This window comes from Archangium primigenium, assembly GCF_016904885.1.
Lineage (GTDB): Bacteria > Myxococcota > Myxococcia > Myxococcales > Myxococcaceae > Cystobacter > Cystobacter primigenius.
This window is the reverse complement of record NZ_JADWYI010000001.1, coordinates 4,774,293-4,800,326: the sequence shown is the minus strand read 5'-3', so window position 1 is coordinate 4,800,326 and position 26,034 is coordinate 4,774,293. Positions and strand designations below refer to the sequence as shown.

Here is a 26,034-nt window from a genome sequence, read left to right as displayed (position 1 = left end):
TCCCCCTCCTCGCACCCAGGCCTGGATTTCATGAACGCACGCGTCTGGAAGATCGCTCCCTTGTTGTTCGGCTCGGGGTTCTGCGCCCTGGTGTATCAGACGGCCTGGCAGCGAGAACTCCGGCTCATCTTCGGCGCGTCCACGGCGGCGTCCGCGGCGGTCCTGGCCATCTTCATGGGCGGCCTGGGGTTGGGTGGCATCCTGTTCGGCGCCCGTGTGGACCGGGACAAGCGGCCGCTCGCCTTCTACGCGAACCTGGAGCTGCTCATCTCCCTGAGCGCGGCGGTGACGCCCTTGCTGGTGTGGGGGGTGCGCGCCATCTATGTCGCCCTGGGCGGAACGGTGTCGCTGGGGACCGGCGTGGGCACGGTGATGCGCCTGGTCCTCTCGGCGCTGGTGCTCGCGGTGCCCACGCTGCTGATGGGCGGCACCCTGCCCGCGGCGGCCCGCGCGGCGGAGAGCCCCGATGACGTGCGGCGCCGGGCGCTCGCGGTGCTCTATGGGCTCAACACCCTGGGCGCCGTGGCGGGCGCCACCGCGTCCACCTTCTTCCTCTTCGAGGTGTTCGGCACCCGCTCCACGCTGTGGCTGGCGAGCCTGCTCAACGTGGTGGTGGCCCTGGTGGCCCAGGGCGTGGCCCGGGGGCTGCCGGATCAGCCCGTGTCCGCCCCGACTCCCGAGCCCACGGCCGAGCCCACGGCCGAGCCCACGGCCGTCACCGCCCGGGCGCCCGCCCGCTTCGTCCTCGCCTCGGCGCTGCTGGTGGGCTTCGCCTTCTTCCTGATGGAGATGGTCTGGTACCGGATGCTGAGCCCGCTGCTGGGCGGCTCCACCTTCACCTTCGGGCTCATCCTGGTGGTGGCGCTCGCGGGCATCGGCCTGGGCGGTGCCGCCTACGCGGCCTGGGGCCAGTCACGGCCCGCCACCCTGCGCGGCTTCGCCCTCACGTGTGTCGTGGAGGCCCTGCTGCTCGCCGTTCCGCTGGCCCTGGGGGATCGGGTGGCGGTGCTCGCGTTGATCACGCGGTCGATGTCCATGCTCGGCTTCGGAGGGCTCGTGCTGGGGTGGGCGGCCATCGCGGGGCTGGTGGTCTTCCCCGCCGCCTTCGTGTCCGGCGTGCAGTTTCCCCTGCTCCTGGCGCTGCTGGGCCGTGGCAACGAGCAGGTGGGCCGCCAGGTGGGTCTGGCCTATGCGTGGAACACCGTGGGCTCCATCGTGGGCTCGCTCGCGGGAGGCTTCGGCCTGCTGCCCCTGCTGTCCGCCCCCGGCGTGTGGCGGCTGGTGGGCGGCCTGCTCGTGGTCCTCGGACTGGGGGCGCTGGGCCTGTCCTGGCGCCAGGAGCGCGTGGGCCCCGCGCGCTTGCTGCCCGTGCTCCTCGCGTCCGCGCTCACCGTGCTGCTCCTCGTGCAAACGGGTCCCACGGCCGCCTGGCGTCACAATGGCGTGGGGGCCGGCCGGTCGGCGATCCAGGGGCGGACCACCAACGCCTTGCAGGAGTGGCGCTCGCGGGCCAACCGGTGGATCGCCTGGGAGGTGGACGGGGTGGAGAGCAGCGTCGCGGCCAAGGTCGACGACGGCGTGTCGTTCATCGTCAACGGCAAGTCGGACGGCAACAGCATCGGGGACGCGGGTACCCAGGTGATGGGCGGCCTCATTGGCGCGCTGGCCCACCCCGCCCCGCGCAACGCGATGGTCATCGGGTTGGGCACGGGCAGCACGGCGGGCTGGCTCGGCGCGGTGCCGGAGATGGAGCGCGTGGACGTGGTGGAGATCGAACCGGCGATCGTCGAGGTGGCGCGCCAGTGCGCGGACATCAACGAGCGCGTGCTCGACAACCCCAAGGTCCACGTCATCTTCGATGACGCCCGCGAGGTGCTGCTCGCCTCCAAGAAGACGTACGACATCATCTTCTCCGAGCCGTCCAATCCCTACCGGGCCGGCATCTCCAGCCTCTTCTCCCAGGAGTTCTATCAAGCGGTGCGACAGCGGCTCGCGCCGGGGGGCGTCTTCCTGCAGTGGGTGCAGGCCTACGAGGTGGACGCGCGCACGGTGCGCAGTGTCTACGCCACGCTCGCCACGCAGTTCGGCGCCGTGGAGACCTGGCAGACCATGCGGGGAGACGTGGTGCTGATGGCCACGGTGGAGCCCATGCGTCATGACCTGGAGCGGATGCGGGCCCGGCTCACCCAGGAGCCCTACCGTCGGGCCCTGCCCCAGATCTGGAGCACGGACGAGTTGGAGGGGGTGCTCGCCCACTACGTCGCGGGCGCGGGGTTGTCCCGGACGCTGGCCGAGGGACAGGAGGCGCTCCTCAACACGGACGACCTGTCCTTCGTGGAGTTCGCCTTCGCCCGGAGCGTGGGCCGCACGAAGACGGGCTTCAACACCGCGACCCTGCATCAGGCGGGAATCCAGTTGAACGCGGAGCGCCCGGAGGTGGCGCGAGGCACGGTGAACTGGCAGCGCGTGGAGGAGTTGCGGCTGTGGCAGCGGGATCAATGGCCCACCGCGCGCCGAGGCGACGTGAACCTGGAGGGCTTGCGCCAACGGCAGGCCTTCCTCACGGCCTATGACGGCAAGCAGTACGCGCGCGCCCGGGAGCTCTGGCGCCAGGGCGGCTGGCAGCCCCAGGGCCCCATGGAGTTGCAGATCGTGGCCCGGATGCTGACCCAACTGGACGACGAGGCCGCGCCGCCCGTGGTGGAGCGGCTCGCGAGCGTCCTGCCCCTCGACGCCGAGCTGCTGCGCGTTCGCCTGCTCTGGGGCCAGCGGCAGCCCGCGGAGGCCGCCGAGGCGCTCGCCCGCGCTCTCACGCGGCTCCAGCGCGACCCCTGGAACGCCGACGACAGCGCCCAGGACGCCTTTCGTGTCCTCGGCGACCTCGCGACGAGGGATCCCGCCCGAGGCGAACGGCTCTGGGGACTGCTCGCCCGACCCCTGTCCAACCACCGCCTGGAGAGCTTCCGCCGCGAGGGCCGCCTCGCCCTGGCGCAGGCCCTGGGGTTCTCCCAACGGTGCGCCGAGGCGTTCCACGCGTACGAGCCCTGGCCCACCTGGAGCCAGTCCTTCCTCACCCAGCGGGCCCGCTGCTACGTGGAGAACCACGATCCGCTCGAGGAGCGGGCCCTGGAGGAGCTCGCGGCCTTCCTCGCCGAGGAGCCCCCGTCCTTGATGGAGGGGCTCACCGCGCCCTCGCCCGGCGGCCCGCGCGCCCCCGTTCAGGACAAGGGCACGCCCACGGAGGAGCCCGCCGAAGCGGAGGGGAACGAGCCGTGAACCGGGACGGGGGGGCCGTCCGCCGCCCTACCCGCCGCGCACCGCGGCCCCGATCGACAACGCGCCGAAGATGAAGAAGATGGACGCGGCCGACCAGCGGATCCACTTCATCTGGACCTTGGCCGCCAGCTTGTCCCCGAGGAAGACCGCGGGGACATTGGCGGCCATCATCCCGAGCGTGGTGCCCACCGTCACGAGCCCCACCGACTGGTAGCGCGCCGCCAGCACCACCGTGGCCAGCTGGGTCTTGTCTCCCATCTCCGCCAGGAAGAAGAGGACGGTGGTGGTGACGAAGGGCCCGAAGCGCGAGGGCCGCGTGTCCTCGTCGAGGGTGTCGGGCTTGAGCGTCCACAGGCCAAAGCCGATGAACAGCGCCGCGAGGATGGCCGCCAGGAGGCGCGGCGGCACGAGCTGCGACACCAGGCCTCCCACGCTCGCCGCCAGCGCGTGGTTGACCAGCGTGGCCACGAGGATGCCCAGCAGCACCCCCCACGGCTTGCGGTAGCGCGACGCCAGCGAGAAGGCCAGCAGTTGGGTCTTGTCCCCCATCTCACCGAGGGCCACCAGCAGGAATGAACCGACGATCGCTTCCATCACGACACCTCGCATCACACGGGGCCGAGGCGGTGGAGCGCGGGGGGCGCGCACGACGGACCTCGGCCAGGTTGAACCCTGTCCGAAGGTCTCGTTCGTCTCGCGCTCGCGAGATGGAGGCCCGGGCCCTCACGGGCCAGTGTGTCGAGCGCTCCGGCGCCGCTTGCTCCCGGCGCGAACTACTCCCCTTGCAGCCCCGGCACGTAACAGCCCGTCTCCACGTGCGTCAAGCCCACACGCCGGAGAGGGGTTTTTTTTGACGGCTCCCCTGCCTGCCCCCCTAATGCCGCCCACAGGCCGGTAGTGGCCTGTAGCAGTCCCGAGGAGGTAGTCCCGATGCAGGATGCCAGCGCCAGCCCGATGAGCCCCGAGGCCACCCCGGCCTCGACCGACTCGAACGGCTCCGACGCCACGGAGTCCGTGGTTTCCACCCACGTGCTCGTCCCCATCGAGCAGGTCCACAAGTTGCGTGAGCTCGCCCGCCGCACGCGGATCCATCAGAGCGAGTACCTCCGCGAAGCCGTGGAGGATCTGCTCACCAAGTACGTGCGGCCGCCCGATGCCGGGGGCGAGTCGTGAGGACGTCGTTGACCCAGTCGGCGCGGCACCCCGCGCCGTCGCGCGACAAGCTGGCCCCCTCCCTGGAGTGGGATCGCCTGATGGGCACGCGCACCCCGACCGAGCGTCCCGCGTCCCTGCGCGACACCCTGGTGCGCTGGCTCAACGAGGAGTTGTGAGGGACGAGCGGGCCCCCTGACTTCCCGGGGGCCACGCGCTCACGCCGAGGGCAGCGTCCCCGCGGCGGCCGTGTCCTGCTCCTGGGCCTGGACCTTGTTGAGGCGGCCCGCCAGATCGCGGAAGGACAGGTGCCCCGCGGACATGAGCAGCACGCCCAGGCCCACCTGCTGCACCGTCTGGCACAGCCACAACACGTTGGCGTAGGCCAGACCGCTGCCGTTGACCACCGAGGCGGGCAGGAAGAGCGACAGGCCCACCTTCACCGCCGCCTGGAAGGTGCCCACCATGCCGGGCGCCGCCGGAATCATCACGCCCACCACCAGGACGCAGTTGACGACGTAGGCCTGGAAGAGCGTGAGGCTCAGGGACTCGCCGAACGCCCGGGACAGCACCGCCACGCCCGCGCCGTTGACGCCCCAGTAGATGAGCGTGAAGAGGAAGAAGCCCGCCATCTGCCGCCGGTTGGGCAGCTGGCGCATGGCGCCCACGAAGCTGTCCACCACGTCCGCCATCTTGTCCGCCACCGGCGGCGCCACCCGGCCCACCGTGGCGCGCACCAGCCGCACCGCCGTGTCCTGGTGCCAGAGCGCGAAGAGCAGGAAGACGAGCCCGCTGGCGAACACCGCGAACATGAGGTTGGCGCCCAGCTTCACGAAGCGCAGCTCGGGCACCTCGGCCGGCACGAACATGAGCAGCACCCGCATCAGCGCCGCCACGAACATGCCGTCCGTGATGCGCTCGAGCACCACCGACGTCATCGCCGCGCTGCGGCGGATGGAGCTGCGCTGGGCGATGAGCAGCGGCCGGGCGAACTCCCCCAGGCGGAAGGGCAGCACCAGCAGCATCATGAAGCCGATGCCCGAGGCCTCGTTGAGCTTGCGGAACGGCACCTGCTCCATGCCCGACAGCAGGCAGCCCCAACGCAGCGTGCGCGCCAGGTGCACCAGCATCAGGAAGCCGAAGTACGGCACCACCCACAGGTAGTTGGCCGTCCGGAGGCTGGCCATCAGCGAGTTCCAGTCCGTCTCCCGGAAGGCCCACCACGAGAAGACGACGGTCATCAGCAGGCTGACGAGGAGCTTGGCGGCGCGTTTCACGGGGACCCGTATACCGCCCCCCTCGCACGGACTCCAGTGGTTCCCTGGTTCACACCCGCCCCTGGGAGCGATCGGCTCAGCGGCGGGATGTTTGGTTGCCCACCTTCCAAGCCCCGGGAATTCCAGGACTCAGGCGTCGCCGCCGGTGCGCTCGGGGTGCGCGTCCTGGGGCAGCTCGTCCTCCTGCTCGTCCATCTGACGGTCCGGCATCCGGTACTCCTCCCCCAGCCACCGGCCGAGATCGACCGCGCGGCAGCGCTTGGAACAGAAAGGGAAGGCCGGGTTCTCGGCCCGGGGGGCGACCGGCTTGCGGCAGATGGAGCACTCTCGGACAGTCGTGGACACGCTCCTCTCATAAGCCGTGCGCCGGGTCCGGGCCAGCGCGTTTACAGTCCCGCCCCCCCGTCCAACAGAGGAGACGCCATGCAGGTTCTTCGCATCACCCGTCCCGGTGGCCCCGAGGTGCTCGAGCTCGCCGAGCGTCCCGCGCCCACGCCCGGGGCCTCGGAGCTGCTCGTGCGCGTGCATGCCACCGCGCTCAACCGCGCCGACCTGCTGCAGATCCAGGGGCACTACCCCGCGCCTCCTGGCACCCCCGCGGACGTGGCGGGGCTCGAGTACGCGGGCGAGGTGCTCGCCGTCGGTCCGCTCGTGCGCCGCTTCCAGGTGGGGGATCGGGTGATGGGGCTCGTGGGCGGGGGCGCGTTCTCCGAGCAGCTCGTCACCCACGAGCGCGAGGCCCTGCACATGCCCCGGGGGCTCGACTTCGTCCAGGCCGCCGCGCTGCCCGAGGCCTACCTCACCGCCTTCGATGCGCTCGTGCTCCAGGGCGGCCTGCGCATGGGCGAGACGGTGCTCATCCACGCCGTGGCCAGCGGCGTGGGCTCGGCGGCCGCGCAGCTCTGCCGCGCCATGGGGGTCCAGGTCATTGGCACGGGTCGGCAGGCCGCGAAGCTCGCGCGCGCCGCCGAGTGGGGCGTGGCGAAGACGCTCCTGTGCGAGGGCACCCCGCCCCGCTTCGCCGAGGCCGTGAAGGAGGCTACCGGGGGCCGCGGGGTGGACCTCGCCCTGGACCTGGTGGGCGGCGACTACCTGCCCGAGACCCTCCAGGCCATGGCGCTCCAGGGGCGGGTGCTGCTCGTGGGCCTGGTGGCCGGACGGCAGGCCCAGGCGGATCTGGGGACGATCCTCACCCGCCGCCTGCGCCTCACCGGCACCGTGCTGCGCAGCCGCCCGCCCGAGGAGAAGATGGCGCTCACCCAGGCCGTCGAGCGCAGCCTCCTGCCCCTGTTCGACCGCCAGGTGCTCACCCCGGTCGTGGATGGCGTCTCGTCCATGAAGGACGCGCGCGCCGCGTTCACCCGCATGGCGGGCAACGACTCGGTGGGCAAGCTCGTCCTGCGCTGGGACTGAAGGCTTAAGCGCGGCGCTCCGGGGTCCCCAGCGACGTGTCCTGCGCCAGCACGGCGGGCTCCGCCACGGACACGGGCCCGGTCGCGGGCTCGTCGAGGACCCGCTCGGGCACCTGCGCGAGGGCGTCGCGCAGCACCTCCAGGCCCGCGCCCGGCCGCGTGGCGCGCTCGCTGAGCACCCGCCGCCAGCCCCGCGCCCCCGGCTGGCCCGCGAAGAGCCCGAGGATGTGCCGCGTCACCCGCGACAGGAACTCGCCGCGCTCGAGCAGGCTCGCGATGTAGGGCTCCAGCGCCAGGACGACCTCGCGCCGCGTGGGCGGCCGGGTCGTCTCGCCGAAGAGCTGCGTGTCCGCCAGCGCGAGCATGTAGGGGTTCTGGTACGCCTCGCGGCCGATCATCACCCCGTCCGCCCACTCCAGGTGCGCGCGCGCCTCCGCCAGGGACTTCACGCCGCCGTTGAGGGACACGGTCAGGTGCGGGAAGTCCGCCTTGAGCTGGCGCACCCACTCGTAGCGCAGCGGAGGCACTTCCCGGTTCTCCTTGGGGCTCAAGCCCTGGAGGAAGGCCTTGCGCGCGTGCACGATGAAGGTGTCACAGCCCGCGCCGCTCACCGTGCGCACGAACTGGGTGAGCAGCTCGTACGAGTCCAGGTCATCGATGCCCAGCCGGTGCTTGACGGTGACGGGCAGGCGCGTGGCGCCGCGCATGGCCTCCACGCAGCGGGCCACCAGGTCGGGCTTCGCCATCAGGCACGCGCCGAACATGCCGTTCTGCACCCGGTCCGAGGGGCAACCCACGTTCAGGTTCACCTCGTCGTAGCCCCACTGCTCGGCGATGCGCACGCACTCGGCGAGCTGCGCCGGGTCGCTGCCGCCCAGTTGGAGCGCCACCGGGTGCTCTTCCCGGGAGAAGTCCAGGTGGCGTGCCTTGTCCCCGTGGAGGATGGCCCCCACCGTCACCATCTCCGTGTACAGCCGCGTGTGCTTGGACAGCAGGCGCAGGAAGAAGCGGTCGTTGCGGTCGGTCCAGTCCATCATCGGCGCGACGGACAGGCGGTGGCACGACAGGGCGGGCGTGGACGGACGGGCGCTCATCCCACCTCCATGCCAGGGGTCAGGGCGTCGATGCAAGTCGGGGAAGAACGCCCCCCCACTCCCCCGTTGCACTGGCCGCGCAGGCCCTTATCCTCCGCCGCCATCATGTCCGCCTCCTTCGACCCCAGCGCCGCCGCGGCCCCCGGCTCCGGCATCTTCGGCCTCCCCCACTCCCCCGAGGAGGCGCACGTCGTCCTCATCCCCGTGCCCTTCGAGGCCACCACCAGCTATGGCGGCGGCACCTCGGACGGGCCCCAGGCCGTCTTGGAGGCCAGCCGCCAGGTGGACCTCTTCGACGTGGAGACGGGCCGACCCTACACGCGCGGCATCTCGATGCTGCCCGAGCCCGCGCAGTGGCGCGAGTGGAACACCCGCGCCAAGGAGCGCGCCGTGCCCATCGTGGAGGCCGGCGGCATCGACCCCACCCAGCCCGAACTGCTCGCGGCCGCCGAGGAGGTCAACGGCCTGTGCTCGCGGCTGCACGAGGCCGTCTACCAGACGGCGAAGGAATGGCTCGACAAGGGCAAGCGCGTGGCGGCCGTGGGCGGAGACCACTCCATCTCCTACGGCATCATCCGCGCCCACGCGGAGAAGTACCCCGGCCTGGGTGTGCTCCACCTGGACGCGCACGCCGACCTGCGCGACGCCTACGAGGGCTTCACCTGGTCGCACGCCTCCATCATGCACAACGTCGCCGAGCGCCTGCCGGGCGTGGCGTCGCTCGTGCAGGTCGCCATCCGCGACATGAGCGAGGACGAGCACCGCTACATCGAGAACTCGGGCGGCCGGGTGCGCGCCTGGTTCGACTCGGAGTTGCAGCGCCAGCGCTTCGATGGCGTGCCGTGGAACCGCCAGGTGGACGAGATCCTCAAGCCCCTGCCCCAGCACGTGTACCTGTCCTTCGACATCGACGGGCTGGATCCCACGCTCTGCCCCCACACGGGCACGCCCGTTCCCGGCGGCCTGTCCTTCCCCGAGGCCGTGGCGCTCGTGGCCGGGGTGGTGCGCTCGGGGCGCACCATCGTTGGCTTCGATCTCACGGAGGTGGCGCCGGACCCCGAGGGCGGGGAGTGGGATGGCAACGTCGGCGCCCGGCTGCTCTACAAGATGATCGGCTGGATGTTGAAGTCCGAGCGGCCGTAGCCGCCCCCGTCAACCCCGGGGCAGGACGACGCTGAACGTCGTGCCCCGCTCGTTCGTGGACTCCGCGGAGAGCCCGCCGCCATGCAGCCGCGCCAGCTCCGAGGCGATGTACAGGCCCAGCCCGCCGCCCCCGGCGCCTTCCGGCCGGAAGGGCTCGAAGAGGCGCAGGCGCTCCTCGTCCGTCAACGTGGGCCCCTGCGTCCGCACGCGCAGGGTCACCGTGACGGCCGCGGACTCGAGCTCCACCTGGACCTCGCCGCCCTGCCGGCCCGCCTCGAGGAGCAGCGCGCTCACCATGCGCTGCAGGCGCGCCGGATCGCAGCGCAGCTCCACGGCCTTCTCGGGCAGCTCCGCGCGCCAGCGCACCGCGGGCAGCTCCGCGCGCATCGTGTCCAGCACCTGGCGCAGCCGCGCGCCCAGGTCCACCGGCACCGGCTCGAGCGTCACCACGCGGGCCGCGAGGTGGGCCGCCTCCTGGAAGTCGCGCGTCAGCGTCTCCAGGGTGCGCACCTGGGCGCCGAGGCTGTCGAGGGTCGCCACGTCTCCCGGGCCACTGGCGCGCAGCCGCTCCACGTCCGCGCGCGCCGTGGACAGGGGCCGCGCGAAGCCCTGGGCCACCCAGTCGCCGAGGACCTCCATGGCGGAGGCGCCCTCCAGCGGCTTGGGCCGGGGGGCCTGGGCGAGCGCCTTGCGGATGAGCCCCTCGAATTCGGTGATCTCGAAGGGCTTGTGGAGGAAGGCGTAGGCCTCGGGCGCCCCGTGGGGCAGCACCGCGCTCAACAGGATGATGGGCACGCCGCCCAGGACCTCGTCGCCGCGCAACCGGCGGCACAGGTCCAGGCCGCTCAGCCGCGGCATCATGTGATCCGTCACAATCAAATTCGGCCGACGCGCCCGGGCGAGGTGCCATGCCTCCTCGCCATCGCGCGCCTGGATCACATCGTGCCCGAGGTCCTCGACGACCTGACTGAGCACCTCGCGCACCGCGGGCTCATCGTCCGCTACCAGGACGAGACTCATAGGAATCCCATCCATTCAGGATGGCACCGGGCCGTCCAGCACGGTGGTCGGGAATGCCGTCGTGATTGAGGAGTTCCCGACAATCAAGGGGGCCCGGGATCCACGTGATCCGGGGCCGCACAGGGAGGAACGAAGACGTGAGCAACCAGGCAATCCGATGGAGCGTGGGGCTGGCGGCGGTGCTGATGCTGGGCGGGAGCGTCCCGGCCCAGGCCGACATGGCCCGGCGGCGCAACGAGGTGGTGGAGGTGGTGCAGAAGGTCTCCCCCGCCGTCGTGTTCATCGGGACCGAGCAGGAGGTGGCCTCGCCATTCCGGGGCCGGCGCTCGCCCATGGAGGACTTCTTCGGCATGCCGCCGCAGACCCAGCGGCGCCAGGAGGGCCTGGGCAGCGGCGTGCTCGTGGACCCGAGCGGCGTCATCATCACCAATGATCACGTCATCCGGGGCGCCTCGGCCATCCACGTGACGCTGGCGGACGGGCGCGAGCTGGAGGCCGAGGTGGTGGGCAGCGACGCCGACAACGACGTGGCGGTGCTCAAGGTGCGCGCGCGCGAGCCCCTGCCCGCGGCGAAGCTGGGCACGAGCGCGGATCTGATGATCGGCGAGACGGTGGTGGCGATCGGCAGCCCCTTCGGGCTGAGCAAGACGGTGACGTCCGGCGTGGTGAGCGCCACGGGCCGGACGTTCAAGGCGGACGGGCGCACCTACAACGACTTCATCCAGACGGACGCGGCCATCAACCCGGGCAACTCGGGCGGCCCCCTGCTCAACGTGGACGGAGAGGTCATCGGCATCAACACCGCCATCTTCGCCAGCGCCCAGGGCATCGGCTTCGCCATCCCCGCGGACAAGGTGCGCCGGATCATGGACGAGCTCACCCGCTTCGGGAAGATGCGCCCGGCCTGGGTGGGCCTGGAGGTGCAGGCGCTGTCCCCCCGGCTCGCGCACCAGCTCGGGTGGGATCGCACCTACGGGGTCATCGCCACGGACGTGGAGCCCGGCAGCCCCGCCGAGCAGGCCGGCGTGCGGCGCGGGGACGTGCTCGCGGAGATGGGCGGCTCGCGCATCTCGGACGCCGAGGACTACATCACCCGGGCCCGGGGCTACCCCGCCCGCGCCTCCTTCCCGCTCGTCGTCTTCCGCGAGGGCGGCCAGCGCACGCTCCAGGTGACGCCCACGGAGTTCCCGCCCCAGCTCGTGGAGGCGCTGGGGTGGAACCGCCTGGGCCTCAAGGTCAAGCCCGTGCGCGACGCCCTGCGCATCCAGGCGGTACGGCCCGGCTCGGCCGCGGACCAGGTGGGCCTGGAGCCGGGAGATCTCGTGATGCGGCTGAACAACCAGCCGGTGACCGAGCCGGCGTCCTTCCAGGAGGCCCTGCTGTCGGCCCGTGGGTCGCCGAGTGTCCTCTTGCTCGTCAAGCGAGGGCCCTACCGCTACCACGTCACCCTTCCTTTCTAGTTCGCGGCTCTGGCGATCCCGGCCCCGGGGCCTCTAGCATGCGGACCCGATGAGTCAGGTTCGCTACCACCCCCTGGGTCCTCTGCTGTCGGGAGAGGGTTCCCGTGCCTTCCTTGGTCTGGCGCTGGAGGACACGCGCCCGCCCCGTCCCGTGGTGCTCGTCTGGGCACCGCCCGAGGTCGCCCGCGACGCGGAGCTGTTGGAAGCGCTGCAGCGCGAGACGCAGCGCGCCTCCGTGCTGGAGCACCCCAACATCCTCCGGGTGCATGGGCTCATCCAGCTGGAGGCGGGTCTGGCGCGCATCACCGAGTTCGCCGACGGCGAGTCGCTGCGGCGGCTCTTGGAGGTGCGCCCCCGGATTCCGCCCGCCTACGCCGCGCTGATCGCCGCGGAGGTGGCCATGGGCATCCACTACGCGCACCTGGCGGGCAATGACGACGGCACGCCCATGGTGCACGGCGACCTGCGCCCGGAGACCGTCATGGTCTCCTTCGAGGGCCTGTGCAAGGTGGCCGGCTATGGCGCCCTGAGCGTGGCGCCGCGCGAGCGCAATGGCCGGCGCGTGCGCAACCGCCGCAACTACAGCGCGCCCGAGCAGCTCGTGGGCGGCCGCGAGGCCTTCACCCCGCGCACCGACGTGTTCCTCCTGGGCCTCTTGCTGCACGAGTGCCTCTCGGGCCGCATGCCCTTCCAGGACTCGCCGGACGCGGATCAGGCCGTGCTCAACCGGCCCCTGGCGCCCCTGCCCGGCGACGTGCCGCGCGCGCTGTCCGAGGTGATCGCGCGCGCCACCGCCAAGCGCGCCCTGGATCGCCACGCCACCGCGCTCGAGTTCCGCGACGCCGTGGTGCGGGCCGTCGAGGGCGTCATCCCGCCCTCCAGCGCCTTCGCCGACTTCCTCAACCAGCTCTTCCCGCCCGAGCGCGATGCCCGCGCCACGCGCCACCAGATGCTGGAGATGGGCCTGTCCGAGGTGTCCCGCCGCACCTCGATCACGGGCCTGCCCGCCATTGCCTCCGGCACGCCGCTCGTGCCCCGGACCTTCGACGGCAAGCCGCGCGTGGCGCCCGAGGCCACCGACGGCGTCGACGTGGACGTCTCCTTCGAGGTGCCCTTCGAGGACACCGACGCCAACGCCGTGGACTCCGTGCTGGAGATCACCGGCCGGCATGCGCGCCCGGGCGTGGCCAAACCGCTGCCCCGCGAGGAGGCGCCCGCCCCCCGCCAGGCCGCGCCGCCCGAGGAGGACGAGCTGCCGGTGGTGCCGCCGCGGCGCTCGCGCATGCCCCTGATCGCGGGCCTGGGGGCCGTGGCCGCGACGCTGGCCGGGGCCTTCCTGTGGTTTGGCCAGATGCCCGCGCCCAAGCCCCAGGCCGCCCTCCCCGTCCTCACCACGAAGCCCGCGCCCAAGGCCTCGCCCCCGCCCGCCGTGACGCCGCCCACCGCCCCGCCGGAGACGGCGCTCGCCGCCGCGTCCGCGGACGATGCCGGCACGCCCTCCGCCCAGGACCCGGCCCCCACGGCCGTGGCCGCCGCGGCGCCGGACGATGGCGGCACGCCCTCCGTGGCCCCGGGCGCCACGGTCGCGGCCGTGGGCACCGAGCCCGCCGCCGCCCATGCCGTGAAGCTCGCCTCGGGCACGCTGCCCGCCGAGCCCGCCCCGGCCCCCGCCGCCGAGGTGACCACGCGGCTCAAGCTCTTCGTGCTGCCGCCCGTGGAGGTGTCGCTCGCGGGCAAGGTGCTGGGCAAGACGCCCCTGACGGTGCCGCTCGCGCCCGGGCCGTACACGCTCGAGCTGAGCAACGCCGCCAAGGGCCTGCGCACCCAGCGCGAGGTCACCGTGGGCCCCAAGGCCATCACCACCCAGCGCATGCTGCTGGGCCGCGGCTCCGTGCAGGTGAAGGCCCCCGCTGGCGCCGTCATCCTCGTCAACGGCCGCAAGGCGGTGGGCAAGACCTTGTCCCTGTGGGAAGGCGAGCACCAGCTCGTCGTCACCTCGCCCAAGGGCCGCTGGGAGAAGACCTTCCAGCTGGCGGCCCGTCAGAAAATGACGTTCGATGTGACGAGCGAACAGCCGTAGAGGGAGGGCCTCGATGCGTGGAACACTCGCCTGGGCGGGTCTGGCCGTAGTCCTGTCGTTGTCCACCGGGGCCCTCGCGGCCCCGGCCCCCACGAAGCCGGCCAGCAAGTCCACCAAGGCGCCGCGCAAGGCCCCCGCGCCCAAGCCCGAGGCGGCGCCCGTCGTGGCGCCGCCCGCGCCGCCGCCGCCCCCGCCCGCCGTGGTGGCGCCGCCCCCCGAGCCCGTCGCGCCGCCGCCCCCGGCCGCGCCCGCCGTGTCCGACGCCCTGCCGGGCCGGATGCAGGGCGTGGGGGACGTGGACGTGCGGCTGATGCTCAACGCGGACATCCTCCTGGCCTTCGTGAGCCTGGGGGTGGGCGCGGACGTGGGCGTGTTGCGCGCGGGGCCGGGGGTGCTGTCGCTCGGCGCCGAGATCGAGGCCGGTCTGTGTTTCACCGTCTGCTTCGCGCTCGACCTGGCCACCGGCTGGAACTTCAGCCACCAGTACTACTCACCGCATGCCCGCGTGGCCTACCACTTCCTGCCCCCCAACGCGCGGGGCCTGGAGAAGGTGGACTTGTATGGCTTGGTGTTGGGCGGCATCACCTACACCACCACCCGCATCTCCGGCGAGGAGTCCGGCACCGCGTTCGACTACCGGGGCCGGGACGTGGCGCCGTCGTTCGGCCTGGGCGCGGGCGCGAAGTTCTTCGTCCAGGAGCGGCTCTACCTCGGCGCCGAGGCCCGCCTGCGCTTCGCGTCGGGCCAGTACACGTACACCTCCCGGGTGGGCAACGTGTACGTCTCCGGCGAGCAGTCCTTCTGGAGCCTGAGCGGCCTCAACGTGCTGTTCTTCGGCGGCCTGCGGCTGTGAGCCCCGGAGCGGAATGCCCCACCTTGTTTGACACTCAACACAGCCCTTCGCTATAGCTCCCCGCCTCTCAACGAGGGGGAATTCATCATGCGGATGAGCAGGATGGGCGCGTGCGTTCTCGCGCTGGTGATCGCGGCTTGTGGTGGACAGACGTTCAACCCGGAGCCGCTGGCGCCGTCCGAGACGCAGGGCACGTTGCAGTTGCCGCTGACGTCCACGGGTCCGGAAGGCACGATTTACAAGCTGGTGGGGGCCACGTTCGAGATCACCGGCCCCGAGTCGGTGTCCCTCACGGACACCTCGCCGGACACGCTGAACGTGCCGCTCTCCGTGGGCGCCTACAGCGTCACGATCGGCGGCGACTACCACCTGGAGCGCACGAGCGCGCCGGGGACCGTGGTGCCGGCCGAGCTCATCTCGGACACCACGCTCACGTTCGATGTGGCCAAGGACACGCCCACCCAGGTGCGCTTCCTCTTCAAGCTCGTGGGCAGCGGCAGCGCCGACGTGGGCTTCAGCGTGGAGAACGGCGGCTTCATCCGCGGCACCCTGCACTTCACCGAGTCCAGCGTTCCCCCGCCCAATGGGGTCACCGTTCTCAGCGAGCTGGTGGGCAAGGACATTCCCTTCACCATCGCCTTCAGCCAGGCCACGGTCTCCAAGGAAGCCTGGAAGGCGCTGCGGGTGCAGACGGGCCCCATCACCCTGCAGTTCGGGGGTCCGGACTCGGCGGCGCTCACGCGGTACGTCGCGCCCACTTTCGCGGGACAGACGCTGAGCTTCAACCTGCGCCCCGAGGCGGATGGCTACGTCAGCTTCTCGGGCATCCAGCTCCAGAGCCAACCCGACTTCTACTTCCACTTCCGCATCGAGCCCAGCCGGCGCTTCCTGGCGCCTCTCGACAGCGAGGGCTACCCCCTGCCAGGCACCTTCCAGTTCGTCACCCAGGAGTTCCCCGGGAGCGTCCGGATCCAAGGCCCTCCGACCTTCGGTGAAGTGTCGGGCTGGCTGCTCAACGGCAAGGGCTCGACGAACTGAGTCCCGCCGGGAGCCCGGGCCCACGCGGCACCGGGCTCCCGAGCCCGCTCGGTGCATCAGGGGCTCGAACCTCCATCGAGCGGTCCAAACCCGTTCGATGGCGCCGCCTCCTCCGCGCGCCCACCGTCTTCTGTTCCAGCATCGGTAGCGGCTCGTCCTCCCGAGTCCTCTGCTGGAATGGATTCACCGACCTGGGTCGCTGGAGTTGATACCGAGGCGGGAGCATCGAACACACGCCGAAGGATGCGTCCCTCTTCGCTGATGGCGTAGGTCACGCCTGTGTCCAAGGAGATGTACTGCAAGCCGCAGGAGGCGAGATCTTCATCGATCCTCACGAAGATGATCTGTCCCTGACGGATGACCTGATACCGGTGGGATTCCCGCCGCGCCCAGCACCCCTTCTTCTCGCGTCCGGACGGGAGAAAGTCGTTGGCCGCGATCTGGATGGCGCTGAGGAGCCTGCCATCCAGCGAGAAGACGTCCTGCGTCGTGCCGACCTCCATCACGGTCCGGTCGAAGAAAGACGGAATGACGATGGAGGGGTCTTCATCCACAGGGGCTGGTGACGAAGAAGGAAACAGCGCGCATCCCGAGAGGATGGCGACAAACCCGAGGCCCAGGTATCTCGCATTCATGAGCATCTTCACTCCTAAGCCCTCAGCCATCGGTGCTGCGCGCTTTAGGCGTGAAACAGCTCGAAGTCAAACTGGCACAACGCTCGCGGTTGCTTGTACGCGGCCACCATGTTGCTCGCACGCGGTGCCTACCTACTCGTCCACGCTGGTAGATGTGCGCTCCTTCTCGACAACGAGGACATAGCGCGTTTCTCGCGTTCGTAGAGGTCACCACAAGGAGGATCTGCCACCATTTCTAGCCAGCAGGCGTCTGGGCATGCTCCGCCACTTGGCTCTTCCGCACTTTATGTACTCCGCATACTGAGACGCATGCCGCTCGACGAGCAGTGAGTGGCACATCGCGCCGCACATATGACGTACGGAAAAGCTATGTCATCAGGTCAAGCCTAAACCCAGGTAGACAAGCGCGCTCTCATGAACTCCCTGACCAGACTGCCGCACCTCTTCAGGCATGCCCGACGACACCCACTGATGAGCAAAAATTCTCATTAGCCGCCCAAAATCAAAAATTTCTCCCGCCAATCGGTTATTCAAATTATACGCCGCTTCACCTGGATCTCTCATCAGAGGACTGACCTCATCGCATACAAGAGGGATGATCTGAGGAAGCATAACAACAGGATTGCACTCAGCCGCCTGAAGAACAGAATCACTTAAAACACTCCATTCTTTAAAAGGTCGCCTTTTGTTTCCCGCAGAATGGAATCCGCTGATTTCATACAAAAACCAATAGGGGCACCCATCCAGCGCCTTCACAATGGCATTTGGATTCCCCGCAAACACCTCGATCAGAATAGTGCGAAAGCGCTCGGCCAATCGCTCTTTGTGCTCATTGGCCAAGAACATGGTCGACTCGCTCGCAAATGTGCGTATAACTGAGCTCGCCAAGACAATGTCTTTGGGGGTCGTTATTGTCACCAAGGACAACAACGCCAAGAACAGATCTCGAGGAACAACAACAATCCTCATCAACACATTCTGAAGAGACCGTATTCCCCGAGAAGAGTAGTTCACAGCGTTTTCGCGTGAACGGCCAAGTTCATGCCGCACAAAGGCATCAATCAGAGACACGGTTTCACCGGGAGTCAACAGGCAAGGCAAGAACCACTCCACGGAACTGGCGTGGTCACCCGCGCTCAATATATCCAAGAGAAACACGTTGCGTTCTATCTTCCACTGGTTGATGGCACGCAAAACAAACTGATCGCTTTCCTCTTGCGTCACTTGCACAATGGAAAGATACCGACCCCAGTAGTTACGTGGATTCGAAACAGCCAACCCCTGCGGCTTTAAAGATTCCTCGCCAAAGCCACTTCCCTTCCATCCGGGAAAGATAAATCCAAGTATGCATTCGATGGCGTCACGACGCTCCTCGCGTGAGTCCTCAAGCAACACATCGATTTTTCGCGCAAACGATGACTTCGCCTCTGCATCCGCGCCAATACGATGGGACTTGGAGTCATCGCGGATCTCATCGATATGGGACACGACTTCGGAAAAAACATCTGGATCCGCAATACGCAGAATCGACATAGACATCAAGTCATCAAATTCAACCTCACCAGCCAAGACTCCCCACACGTCTTGACATTGCCTCAAACTCAACTTGAGACGACGAGGTGTTGAGCACACTATGAAAAGTGCGCGCCAAATATTGATGCGCCCTTTGTTTTGTCCAGATTCTGATTGAACTATCTGATCCAATTCCGTCGCTAAGTTTCTTCGCACCCTCGGGCTTACTGGGTCTATCAATCCTGCCTTTTCCAAATCGCCCAAAGAACGCCTCCGAAAAGTTCGGAGAATACTTAGGAAGTCGACCTCATCCATCCGAGGGATTGCTTCAACGAATCTAGCAATTTTTTCGACATCAAACCGCGCACCAAGCGTAGCCGAGGCCCACACGACCTGAATAAAATCGAATTCAGATAAGGAGTGAAGCAATGACCGGATTGGCTCAAGCCGCTCCATTTCTGGATATTGAACAGACCCTGCCTTCCCAGTAAATCTCTCGACATCCTCAACCCATAGAACCAAATGAATATTTATTGTTGAGGCGATTATTGAGTACTGCCGCAAGGCGGTGAATGGATCAGATGGCTCTCGAATTAAGCGAGAAAAACCTGTTCCGATATCCTTCAGCAACCCACCGCTAGCATTTTCTATTAGTCTGATATACTCATCGGTCAACCCAGAAATAGGCGTGGTGTTTACATGGAGACCCAGTTCCATTGTCAATGCGTTCAGAATGCCACGAATGGCGGCCTCTATGGAATCAAAAGGCCAAAGGCTTACTACAATAACCTTGACTTCACGACCCCAGGCTTTCGACCTCAGTAATTCGTATCGTACCAAGTTGAGCACGGAGCTTTTGCCTGTTCCGATATCCCCCACTAATGCTATGGCTGGCGACCCTCCCTGTAGTGGTGTCAACCGCTCTGCGATCCTCTTTGCAATAGCTGAATGCCCGAAGGCATCCGACCCAGGGTGAGATATGGCTCGATCATTACGTAACCAGTTGTCTAATGCTTGAGAGTCGTTTAGAACCAGGGAGGGTTCATGAACGTGGCGAGCATCTATCAAGAGGTCTTTGCGTAACTGATTGCGCTCGTTTTGGAGCGCTTGGCGTGAAAGCAGTGCCCATCCAGAGCAACACAGCACGACTAAAAAAAATATCGTACCATAGAAAACAAGCTTGAAGTCACCCGACCTGAAAAACTGCGTCGCTTGCGCTGAAAAGCATCCTATGGTGCGCTCGGACCACGGATTGAATGCAATATACGTGTGCAATCCGACCACTCCCAACACAGATGCGACCCATGCTGGAGGGTAATACGGCAGATGCCTAAGCCCAGCCCACGCCGAAAAGCGTTGCTTGCGAGCAACAAGGTAGAAAAACGCAAGAACTAGAGCGATCCTCGGATATGTTACGCTCTCAATCAAACCTTGACAGTTGGGTATGGAAGCCAAGGCCAACCACGCCAATATAAAGGCAGAGAGGCCATATTTGGCGATGTCATGCCAACGGCTACCGATTAGCTTCTTTCTCTGGGGGACGAGTGGATGCATTACATTCCCTCATTAAATTGTAACCACCCTTGCTACGCCGCCAATGCGGTGCAGTGTCCTTACATGCTCTTGCGGCGGCGGATCATCGCCTCGTACGAGCGGCCCACGCCCTGCGAGAGGATGAGCAATTCTCCCACGTCGGGCGGGGTGAGCTGCCCCGGGCCATTGTCCACGTACAGCATGTGCACCAGCTTGCCGCGCACGAGCAGCGGCAGGATGACGGCCGTCGTCGGGTAGTCGCCGCCCAAGAGCTTGTAGAACAGGCCCGACGCCGCGTCCCGCCGCACCGGCCCCACGTAGTGCGAGCGCGTGTCGCGCACCAGCCGGAAGGTGCTCGGCGCCTGCAAGCCAATGCCGATGCGCTTCACCGCCGACTCGCGCACGCCCTTGCCCATGCCGCGCCAGCCCGTCACCAGACTGCCCTGCACGCTCAACAACAGACACCGCTTCCACTTGCCCAGCGCGAAGCGCAGCACCGTGGTGGCCACCTGCTCGCGGTCCGCGCTGCTCGACAGCTCCGCCTGGGACTCGGCGAAGGTGAGCGACGTGTAGACGCGCTCCACGTTCGCGGGCACACGCGGGCGCGGGGCCTCCTCCAATTGCAGGCTCTCGGGCACCTCCAGCGCCGGGAGGACGGGCGGCGGCGCCACCACCGGCTCGGGCTCGGGCTCGGGCTCGTAGCCCTGCACGATGGGCTCCTCCTCCTCGGCCATCTCCACCAATTCCAGCACCGGCTCGGCGTCGTCCTCGGCCGTGCCGCCCTGGAGCGCCTGGGCATAGAGCGACTGGAACTCCTCCTCGCTGATGAGGTCCTCGCTCTTGGCCACCGGCGCGAGCTTCTCCGCCTCCGCCTGCTTCACGCGCGAGGGCCGCACCGCGTTCATGTCCAGCGCCCGCATGGCCCGGAACGCCTTGCAGTAGCGCCGCTGGAGCTGGTTCATCCGGAACTCGGGGATGACCACCGGCACCACGCGCTTGCCCGTGCGGAAGGCCAGCGCGTCCAGCGTCTCCAAGTCCCTCGGGTTGATCACCGCCACGCTCATGCGCGTGGCGTCCACCCGCATGGGCAGGTAGTCGCGCGCGTCCGCGTCGTTGAGATCCACCAGCCCCAGCGCCTGGGGGTCCGGCACCATCTCGCCCGAGGCGCTCGCCACGCCGTGCTGCTGGCCGAGCACCCGCGACAGCTCCTGCTCGGACAAGAGGCCCAGCTCGACGAGGTTGGTGCCCAAGCGTCCGCCGTGGACGACCTGGGACTCCAGCGCCTCCTCCAGGGCCTCGGGAGTGAGGAGGTGTTCGTGAAGGAGCAGTTCGCCCAGGCGCATGAGGGGTCAGGCTTGTAGCCGCCCCCCGCCGTCCTTCGCAAGGCGCGCCATGACGCACCCGCGGTGCTAGTCCACCGGATCCTCGGGGTGGTGACTGAGCGCCACCCGGTTTCCCTCGGGATCCCGGACGTACACCGTCCAGCGCGTCTCGTGCTCCACGGCGACCCCCGCCCGCGCGAGGCTGGCCACCACGTCCGCCCGGGCCCGGGCCGGAATGCGCAGCGCCAGCAGGAACAGGCCGGGCCGCTCGTGACGGAAGGGGGCGGGCTCGGGGGGCTCGGAGACGGCCTCCAGCGCGAGGAAGCCCCCGCCGGGCACCTGCACCCAGATGCTGCGCAGCGAGCCGTCCGGGCGGTGATAGCGCTGGAGTTCCGAGAAGCCCAGCACCTCCCGGTAGAAGCGGGTCACACGCTCCACGTCATGAACCTGAATGGCGAGATGATGGAAGCCCTGAACGTCCATGACGCCGGATGCTATGGTGCCCGGCCCCCATGGTGCGACTGCTGATCGTCGAGGACCACCCCGAACTTGCCTCCCTCATGGTCGCCGCGGCCGAGAGCCGGGGTCATGAGGCCACGGCCGTGCATACCGGCGAGGCGGCGCTGGCCCTGCTGCGTCCCGCGGCGTTCCATGCCGCCGTGGTGGACCTGCTGCTGCCCGACATGCGCGGCAGCACCGTGCTCACCGCCCTGCGCGACCACGCCATTCCCGCCGTCGCCGTCAGCGGGGTGTTCAAGGGCGAGCGCTTCGCGCGCGAGGCCACCGAGCTGCACGGCGCCCGCGCCTTCTTCGAGAAGCCCTTCGAGCTGGGCCACCTGCTCGGGTTCATCGAGGAGCTGTGCGGCCTGAGCCCCCTCTCCGAGGGCCCGGGCGACCAGGAGGGCGACGAGGTGCTCGTCTTCGAAGACGCTTCGCTCATGGACATGGAGGACGAGCCGGGCTTCTCCGCCGCCGAGGACGACGAGCCCCTGTTCGGCGCGCCCGCCGACGAGTCCCCGCCCGTGGTGCAGGGCCTCACGCTCGTCGAGGAGGCCGAGGATCCGCTCGGCGTCGAGCCCCTGGAGCTGCCCCCGTCCCTGGAGGTCCCCGAGCCGGAGCCGTCCGCGCCCTACTCCGCCGCCGCCCTGGATGGACCCGAGCCCCTGTGGGACGAGCCCGCCGCCGAGGCGCCCGTTGTCGAGGCGCCCGCCGCGCGTCCGAAGACGCCCACGACCCTGTCGACCGTGGAACTGGGCGCGCTCGCGTTGGAGGAGGAGGAGGCCGTGCCCCCGGCCCCCGAGAGCCGTCCTCCGGAGACGCTCGAGGTGCCCCCCGCCACGCTGGCGACGATGGCCGTGTCCGCCGAGGAGTTCGCGGCCCTCGAGGCCCTGGGGGACCCCGCGCCGGAGCCGCCCCCCGTCGCCGCCGAGCCCCCCCCCCCCGCCGCCGAGGAGCCGCCCGTCGAGGCGCCTCCCGCCGTCGAGGTGCCCCTGACGATGGCCGTGTCCGTCGAGGAGTTCGCGGCCCTCGACGCCCTTGATGCGCCCGCGCCGGAGCCGACGCCAGAGCCCGCTCCGGCGCCGACGCCGGAGCCCGCTCCGGAGCCCGAGCCCGGCATCGCCCTGCCCTTTGGCGATCGGGAGAAGGTGTGGAGCAAGAAGGCCGAGACCGAGGACCGCCGCCGCGCCCCTCCCGCCTGGTCCTTGTCCGGAGATCTGCACGACACGAGCGTGCCCCGCCTGCTCAACGCCTACTACGAGGCACGCCACTCCGGAGAGCTCAAGCTGCGCCAGGGCTCGCTGCAGAAGGTCATCTACTTCGAGGCGGGTCGGCCCGTGTACGCCGCCTCCAACCTCACCCAGGAGCGCTTCCTGCGCTTCTGTGTCCGCCGGGGCGTGCTCTCCGAGGCCCAGGCCCAGCAGGCCGCCACGCTCGCGCGCGAGCAGAACCTGCGCTCCAGCGAGGCCCTGGAGAAGCTCGGGTGGATGGACGCCCCCGCGCGCCAGAAGCTCGTCGAGGAGCAGGTCAAGGAGATCATCTGGTCCACCCTCGCGTGGACGCAGGGCGCCTATGGCTTCAGCCTCCTGAAGGCGCCGCGCGCGGGCCGGGTGAAGTTGTCCGTGTTCCCCGGGGATCTGGTGCTCGAGGGGACGCTGCGCACCGAGTCCCTGGTGGCGCTGCGCCAGCGCATGCCGCACGCCCGTCGGCTCTTCCCCACCGCCGCCCCGCCCTACGGCCTGCACGAGCTCACGCTCAAGGGCCAGCAGGCCCTGGTGCTCGCCTACGCGGATGGCTCCAAGACGGTGGAGGATCTGCTCACGCTCACGGATCTCCATGAGCGCGAGGTGCTCGCCACCCTGCGCGGCCTGGAGCTCATCGGCGTGCTGGAGGAGCGGCGCGAGGAGCCGCTGGGCAACAGCCGCCGCATCAGCTTCGGGCTGTAGCCGGACGGCGGCGGCGCGTGGCCCCCGCCAGCGCCGCCAACGCGAACAGCATCGGGCCCGACGCCGGACTGGAGCAGCCACAGCCCTCCGCCGGCGGTTGCACGGGAGCATCCGCCAGCGAGATGATCTCCCCGCGCAGCGACGTCTCCCCGCTGGACAGGCGCTCGCCGACCAGGTGGGGCCGCGCCACGTAGGTGAGCCGCCCCGTGCCCTGCTGGGGCAGCGCCAGCGCCTCCACGATGAGCTCCCCGCTCGCCTCTTTCCACGTCACCTTCGCGAGCGGCTGTCCGTCGAACTTCGCGCTGCCCTGCACGTAGCTCAGCCCCCGCAGGCGCTCCACGTGGATGACCTCGGACACGTCGCAGTCCGTGGTGTTCGACAGCTCCACCGACATGCCCACGAGCCCCGTCTCCGACGCCGCGGGCAGCTCGGAGCGCCGGGTGACCTCCACGAAGGGCCGGGCGGTGATGCGCACCTCGCGCGGCGCCGTCACCACCTGACCCGCCAGGCGCGCCGTGACCTCGAGCTCCACCGTGCGGCCCACCCGGGAGTCCAGGTCCGTCTGCTCGGTGAGCAACTCCACCGCGCCGTCGTCCCGCTTCGTGAGCGCGGTGGCGGGACCCTTGTCGAAGCGCCAGTCGACGTCGGGAGACTGACAGGCCTCGGCCGGGAAGCCGGGCGGTAGCGTGAGGCTGGCGCGCTGACCACACTCCGCCACCAGGCGCGCGGGGGCCTGCTCCGCGAGCGCCAGCCCGGCGCCGAGCAGTTCCACCGCGTACGTCTCCGGCGAGGAGAATCCCCCGTGGTTGTCCACCAGCCGCGCCACCAGCTTGAAGCGACCGCAGAGGCCGGACTCGGCCAGGGCGATGGACTGGGACACCGCCCCACGCCGGGTCCACACGTCGGAGCCGTCCTTCAACGACTGGAGCGTCACCTCCAGTTGCAGTTCCCGCTCCTGGGCGCAATCGACGGACGGGGTGGCGCGCACCACGGGCGCCCCCGCGCCCCGCAGGTCCTGCTCGAACTTGAGCCCGGGCCGCGTGTCCGCGAGGGAGGACCAGCCCGGCTGGCGCACGGAGAAGGTCTGGGTGGCCTCCAGGCCGCCCTCGTCCCGCACCGTGAGCGCGTAGGAGAAGGTCCGCGTCCCGGGGGCACACGAGGTGGCGGGCGGCGTGAGCGTGGCGCCCGCGCCGTTGGACGTCAGCGTGGGGCCGCCCGCGACGCTCCCCACCGGGTGCCAGTCCTTGACGATCGTGCAGTCCGCCTTGGACTTGTTTCCCGCCGCCAGCAGTCGCACGGGCGCGTCCCCGGGGCCCAGGGTCCCCAGGTCGTTGGGGGCCGGGGTGTTATTGGCGAGCGTCACGTCCACCTGGGGCGGCACGGAGTGCACGAGGCGCGCGATCACTTGACGCTCCAGCTTGGAGCGCCCGTCCGAGGCCACGAGCGAGATCGCGCTCGCCAGCTGGTCCTGGCACAGCGGACGGCGCGTGAGCGACAGGGACCGGGACATGCCTGGCTTCGTCCCTCCGGGCGCGAGGGTCCAGCCCGCGGGAAACCCGCTGTGGAAGAGCCCGATGTACACCGGATCCCCATCGCCATCGCTCGCCTGGAACGTCAGGGCCGCGCCCGTCCCATCCTCCCGGATGGGCACCACGGACTCCCGCGCCGTCAGCTCGGTGGTGACGCCGTCCACGGCCAGCGCGAGCGTGGGCGTCTCGGTGTTCTCGAAGGTGTACACGTGGCCTTGCGTCGTGCCCAGGCGGCCCGTCAACACACAGTGCCGCGCGTTCACGCACGACACCTGCGTGGGCGTGAAATCGGCGAACCCGGCCGGCAGCCGCGTACGGGTGAACCACTGCGACCCCACCCGGGTCTTGTCGCTCTCGGGCACCGGGCTCATCACATCCCACGTGCCCGAGGCTTGTCGCACCAGGGCCATGCCGTACCCGTACGCGGGTCCACCGCTGTCCGTCGCGTTGATGGACACGCTGGTGATCTGCGCGCCCGCGTCGAGTGTCTGGGCGTGCTTGAGGAGATTGCCACTGCTGCGGCGCGAGCCTTGGAGGAACACGTTCCTGGCGCCCACCACCGCGATGGGAAAGGCGGTGTCGGCGAAGAACAGGTCCACCGCGCTCACGAAGCCCATGTCCGCGACGGCCTCGCTCTTCTCCTTGATGCCGCCACTGCTCACCCAGACGCCCTGGGCGCCCGTGAGCGGCAGACCGACGAAGGCGAACACCTCCGAGCCGCTCGCCCGCTGCGCCACGCCCAGGGGCGGACCGTTGATGGGGTAGCTGCTCGCATCCTCGAGGATCACGGGCGTGAGCGCGGGGGCGGCGCTCCAGGTCTCGATCCCCTGCGCCGACAGGTAGACGCCGGTCTCCGTATCCAGGGCGGCCGACATGACGAACCCACCCCAGGGCGACTGCTTCGCCACCGCGTTGGCGGGCTCTGTCGACTGGGTACTGGCGATGGGGAAGGCACCGCCGCGCGGACCGCAGCTCGCGCCAGCGAGTCTCGTGCTGGAACGCCACCCTTCACGATTCACGACGAAAAGACAGTCCGTGGACGTGTCGTGACGACTCATCACGGGCTCCTCCGAGGCGCTCGCGACCTTGCGCGGCGTGGGGCCCTGGAACAGATAGACGCCATTCTCCGAGGCCGAGGAGTAGCCCACCGTGTAGGCGCTGTCCGTCTGGACCTCCAGGAGCGGGCTGGGCGCGCCGGGAAAGGAGTAGACGCTCTTCCAGTCGGCCTCGGCACGCGCGGCCGCCACCACCACC

The 26,034-nt window shown here is 69.2% G+C and carries 20 protein-coding genes; 10 read left to right on the top strand and 10 right to left on the bottom strand.

Going from position 1 to position 26,034, the window contains the following annotated elements; all coding sequences use genetic code 11:
• Positions 1-30: 30 nt before the first annotated feature.
• Positions 31-3,276: a fused MFS/spermidine synthase gene (locus tag I3V78_RS19825; protein ID WP_239576496.1), complete on the top strand. Its 3,246-nt coding sequence runs from the start codon at positions 31-33 to the stop codon at positions 3,274-3,276.
• Between the two features lie 27 nt (positions 3,277-3,303).
• On the opposite strand, the gene I3V78_RS19820 is transcribed toward I3V78_RS19825, so the two are convergent.
• Entirely contained in the window at positions 3,304-3,870 is a 567-nt protein-coding gene (locus I3V78_RS19820; protein ID WP_204490026.1) for a TMEM165/GDT1 family protein, read from the bottom strand.
• Positions 3,871-4,206: 336 nt separating this feature from the next.
• Between I3V78_RS19820 and I3V78_RS19815 the strand changes: the two genes are divergently transcribed.
• Both I3V78_RS19815 and I3V78_RS19810 read left to right on the top strand, forming a co-directional pair.
• On the top strand, positions 4,207-4,449 hold the full coding sequence (locus tag I3V78_RS19815; protein ID WP_204490025.1) for a ribbon-helix-helix domain-containing protein: 243 nt from the start codon (positions 4,207-4,209) through the stop codon (positions 4,447-4,449).
• Entirely contained in the window at positions 4,446-4,607 is a 162-nt protein-coding gene (locus I3V78_RS19810) for a hypothetical protein (protein ID WP_204490024.1), read from the top strand. Before I3V78_RS19815 ends, I3V78_RS19810 begins: the two co-directional genes overlap by 4 nt.
• A gap of 39 nt (positions 4,608-4,646) precedes the next feature.
• Here I3V78_RS19810 and I3V78_RS19805 read toward each other — a convergent pair whose 3' ends face one another.
• On the bottom strand, positions 4,647-5,705 hold the full coding sequence (locus tag I3V78_RS19805; protein ID WP_204490023.1) for a flippase-like domain-containing protein: 1,059 nt from the start codon (positions 5,703-5,705) through the stop codon (positions 4,647-4,649).
• A gap of 129 nt (positions 5,706-5,834) precedes the next feature.
• The gene (locus I3V78_RS19800; RefSeq protein WP_204490022.1) at positions 5,835-6,050 is read right to left on the bottom strand and encodes a DNA gyrase inhibitor YacG; all 216 of its coding nucleotides are present in this window, start codon (positions 6,048-6,050) and stop codon (positions 5,835-5,837) included.
• 78 nt (positions 6,051-6,128) lie between these two features.
• On the opposite strand from I3V78_RS19800, the gene I3V78_RS19795 reads away from it, so the two are divergent.
• Positions 6,129-7,118 (top strand): NAD(P)H-quinone oxidoreductase, encoded by a 990-nt coding sequence (locus I3V78_RS19795; protein ID WP_204490021.1) that lies wholly within the window; start codon positions 6,129-6,131, stop codon positions 7,116-7,118.
• A gap of 4 nt (positions 7,119-7,122) precedes the next feature.
• Here I3V78_RS19795 and dusA read toward each other — a convergent pair whose 3' ends face one another.
• Positions 7,123-8,211 (bottom strand): tRNA dihydrouridine(20/20a) synthase DusA, encoded by a 1,089-nt coding sequence (gene dusA, locus I3V78_RS19790; protein WP_204490020.1) that lies wholly within the window; start codon positions 8,209-8,211, stop codon positions 7,123-7,125.
• Positions 8,212-8,316: 105 nt separating this feature from the next.
• On the opposite strand from dusA, the gene I3V78_RS19785 reads away from it, so the two are divergent.
• Positions 8,317-9,354, top strand: coding sequence for an agmatinase family protein (locus I3V78_RS19785; RefSeq protein ID WP_204490019.1), 1,038 nt, complete (start codon positions 8,317-8,319; stop codon positions 9,352-9,354).
• A gap of 9 nt (positions 9,355-9,363) precedes the next feature.
• Here I3V78_RS19785 and I3V78_RS19780 read toward each other — a convergent pair whose 3' ends face one another.
• A complete protein-coding gene (locus tag I3V78_RS19780) occupies positions 9,364-10,374 on the bottom strand; it encodes an ATP-binding response regulator (RefSeq protein WP_204490018.1) in 1,011 nt (336 codons plus the stop codon).
• Positions 10,375-10,511: 137 nt separating this feature from the next.
• Here I3V78_RS19780 and I3V78_RS19775 point away from each other — a divergent pair, with 137 nt between their 5' ends.
• From I3V78_RS19775 to I3V78_RS19760, 4 genes are all read left to right on the top strand, one after another.
• Positions 10,512-11,834: a trypsin-like peptidase domain-containing protein gene (locus I3V78_RS19775; RefSeq protein WP_338023678.1), complete on the top strand. Its 1,323-nt coding sequence runs from the start codon at positions 10,512-10,514 to the stop codon at positions 11,832-11,834.
• 49 nt (positions 11,835-11,883) lie between these two features.
• Positions 11,884-13,914, top strand: coding sequence for a serine/threonine protein kinase (locus I3V78_RS19770; RefSeq protein ID WP_204490017.1), 2,031 nt, complete (start codon positions 11,884-11,886; stop codon positions 13,912-13,914).
• 13 nt (positions 13,915-13,927) lie between these two features.
• Positions 13,928-14,767, top strand: coding sequence for a hypothetical protein (locus tag I3V78_RS19765; RefSeq protein WP_204490016.1), 840 nt, complete (start codon positions 13,928-13,930; stop codon positions 14,765-14,767).
• 87 nt (positions 14,768-14,854) lie between these two features.
• The gene (locus I3V78_RS19760) at positions 14,855-15,805 is read left to right on the top strand and encodes a hypothetical protein (RefSeq protein WP_204490015.1); all 951 of its coding nucleotides are present in this window, start codon (positions 14,855-14,857) and stop codon (positions 15,803-15,805) included.
• Positions 15,806-15,861: 56 nt separating this feature from the next.
• Here I3V78_RS19760 and I3V78_RS19755 read toward each other — a convergent pair whose 3' ends face one another.
• The 4 genes from I3V78_RS19755 to I3V78_RS19740 all read right to left on the bottom strand — a co-directional run bounded on the left by I3V78_RS19755 (position 15,862) and on the right by I3V78_RS19740 (position 21,290).
• Entirely contained in the window at positions 15,862-16,452 is a 591-nt protein-coding gene (locus tag I3V78_RS19755; RefSeq protein ID WP_204490014.1) for a hypothetical protein, read from the bottom strand.
• A gap of 363 nt (positions 16,453-16,815) precedes the next feature.
• Positions 16,816-19,506, bottom strand: a complete 2,691-nt coding sequence (locus I3V78_RS19750) for a hypothetical protein (protein WP_204490013.1) — start codon at positions 19,504-19,506, stop codon at positions 16,816-16,818.
• A 59-nt stretch (positions 19,507-19,565) separates the two neighbouring features.
• Positions 19,566-20,828: a cyclic di-GMP-binding domain-containing protein, MshE-related gene (locus I3V78_RS19745; RefSeq protein ID WP_204490012.1), complete on the bottom strand. Its 1,263-nt coding sequence runs from the start codon at positions 20,826-20,828 to the stop codon at positions 19,566-19,568.
• Positions 20,829-20,894: 66 nt separating this feature from the next.
• Positions 20,895-21,290 carry a VOC family protein gene (locus I3V78_RS19740; RefSeq protein WP_204490011.1) on the bottom strand — a complete coding sequence of 132 codons (396 nt, stop codon included), beginning with the start codon at positions 21,288-21,290 and terminating at the stop codon, positions 20,895-20,897.
• Between the two features lie 29 nt (positions 21,291-21,319).
• Here I3V78_RS19740 and I3V78_RS39330 point away from each other — a divergent pair, with 29 nt between their 5' ends.
• Entirely contained in the window at positions 21,320-23,251 is a 1,932-nt protein-coding gene (locus I3V78_RS39330) for a response regulator (protein ID WP_239576495.1), read from the top strand.
• Here I3V78_RS39330 and I3V78_RS40180 read toward each other — a convergent pair.
• Entirely contained in the window at positions 23,235-26,027 is a 2,793-nt protein-coding gene (locus I3V78_RS40180; RefSeq protein ID WP_204490010.1) for an MYXO-CTERM sorting domain-containing protein, read from the bottom strand. The two genes, I3V78_RS39330 and I3V78_RS40180, sit on opposite strands and share 17 nt — an antisense overlap.
• Positions 26,028-26,034: the final 7 nt, after the last annotated feature.

Coding starts and splice junctions, on each gene's coding strand:
- I3V78_RS19825 (WP_239576496.1), top strand. CDS start 31: ATGAACGCACGCGTCTGGAAGATCGCTCCCTTGTTGTTCGGCTCGGGG.
- I3V78_RS19820 (WP_204490026.1), bottom strand. CDS start 3,870: ATGGAAGCGATCGTCGGTTCATTCCTGCTGGTGGCCCTCGGTGAGATG.
- I3V78_RS19815 (WP_204490025.1), top strand. CDS start 4,207: ATGCAGGATGCCAGCGCCAGCCCGATGAGCCCCGAGGCCACCCCGGCC.
- I3V78_RS19795 (WP_204490021.1), top strand. CDS start 6,129: ATGCAGGTTCTTCGCATCACCCGTCCCGGTGGCCCCGAGGTGCTCGAG.
- dusA (WP_204490020.1), bottom strand. CDS start 8,211: ATGAGCGCCCGTCCGTCCACGCCCGCCCTGTCGTGCCACCGCCTGTCC.
- I3V78_RS19785 (WP_204490019.1), top strand. CDS start 8,317: ATGTCCGCCTCCTTCGACCCCAGCGCCGCCGCGGCCCCCGGCTCCGGC.
- I3V78_RS19780 (WP_204490018.1), bottom strand. CDS start 10,374: ATGAGTCTCGTCCTGGTAGCGGACGATGAGCCCGCGGTGCGCGAGGTG.
- I3V78_RS19770 (WP_204490017.1), top strand. CDS start 11,884: ATGAGTCAGGTTCGCTACCACCCCCTGGGTCCTCTGCTGTCGGGAGAG.
- I3V78_RS19765 (WP_204490016.1), top strand. CDS start 13,928: ATGCGTGGAACACTCGCCTGGGCGGGTCTGGCCGTAGTCCTGTCGTTG.
- I3V78_RS19760 (WP_204490015.1), top strand. CDS start 14,855: ATGCGGATGAGCAGGATGGGCGCGTGCGTTCTCGCGCTGGTGATCGCG.
- I3V78_RS19750 (WP_204490013.1), bottom strand. CDS start 19,506: ATGCATCCACTCGTCCCCCAGAGAAAGAAGCTAATCGGTAGCCGTTGG.
- I3V78_RS19745 (WP_204490012.1), bottom strand. CDS start 20,828: ATGCGCCTGGGCGAACTGCTCCTTCACGAACACCTCCTCACTCCCGAG.
- I3V78_RS19740 (WP_204490011.1), bottom strand. CDS start 21,290: ATGGACGTTCAGGGCTTCCATCATCTCGCCATTCAGGTTCATGACGTG.
- I3V78_RS39330 (WP_239576495.1), top strand. CDS start 21,320: ATGGTGCGACTGCTGATCGTCGAGGACCACCCCGAACTTGCCTCCCTC.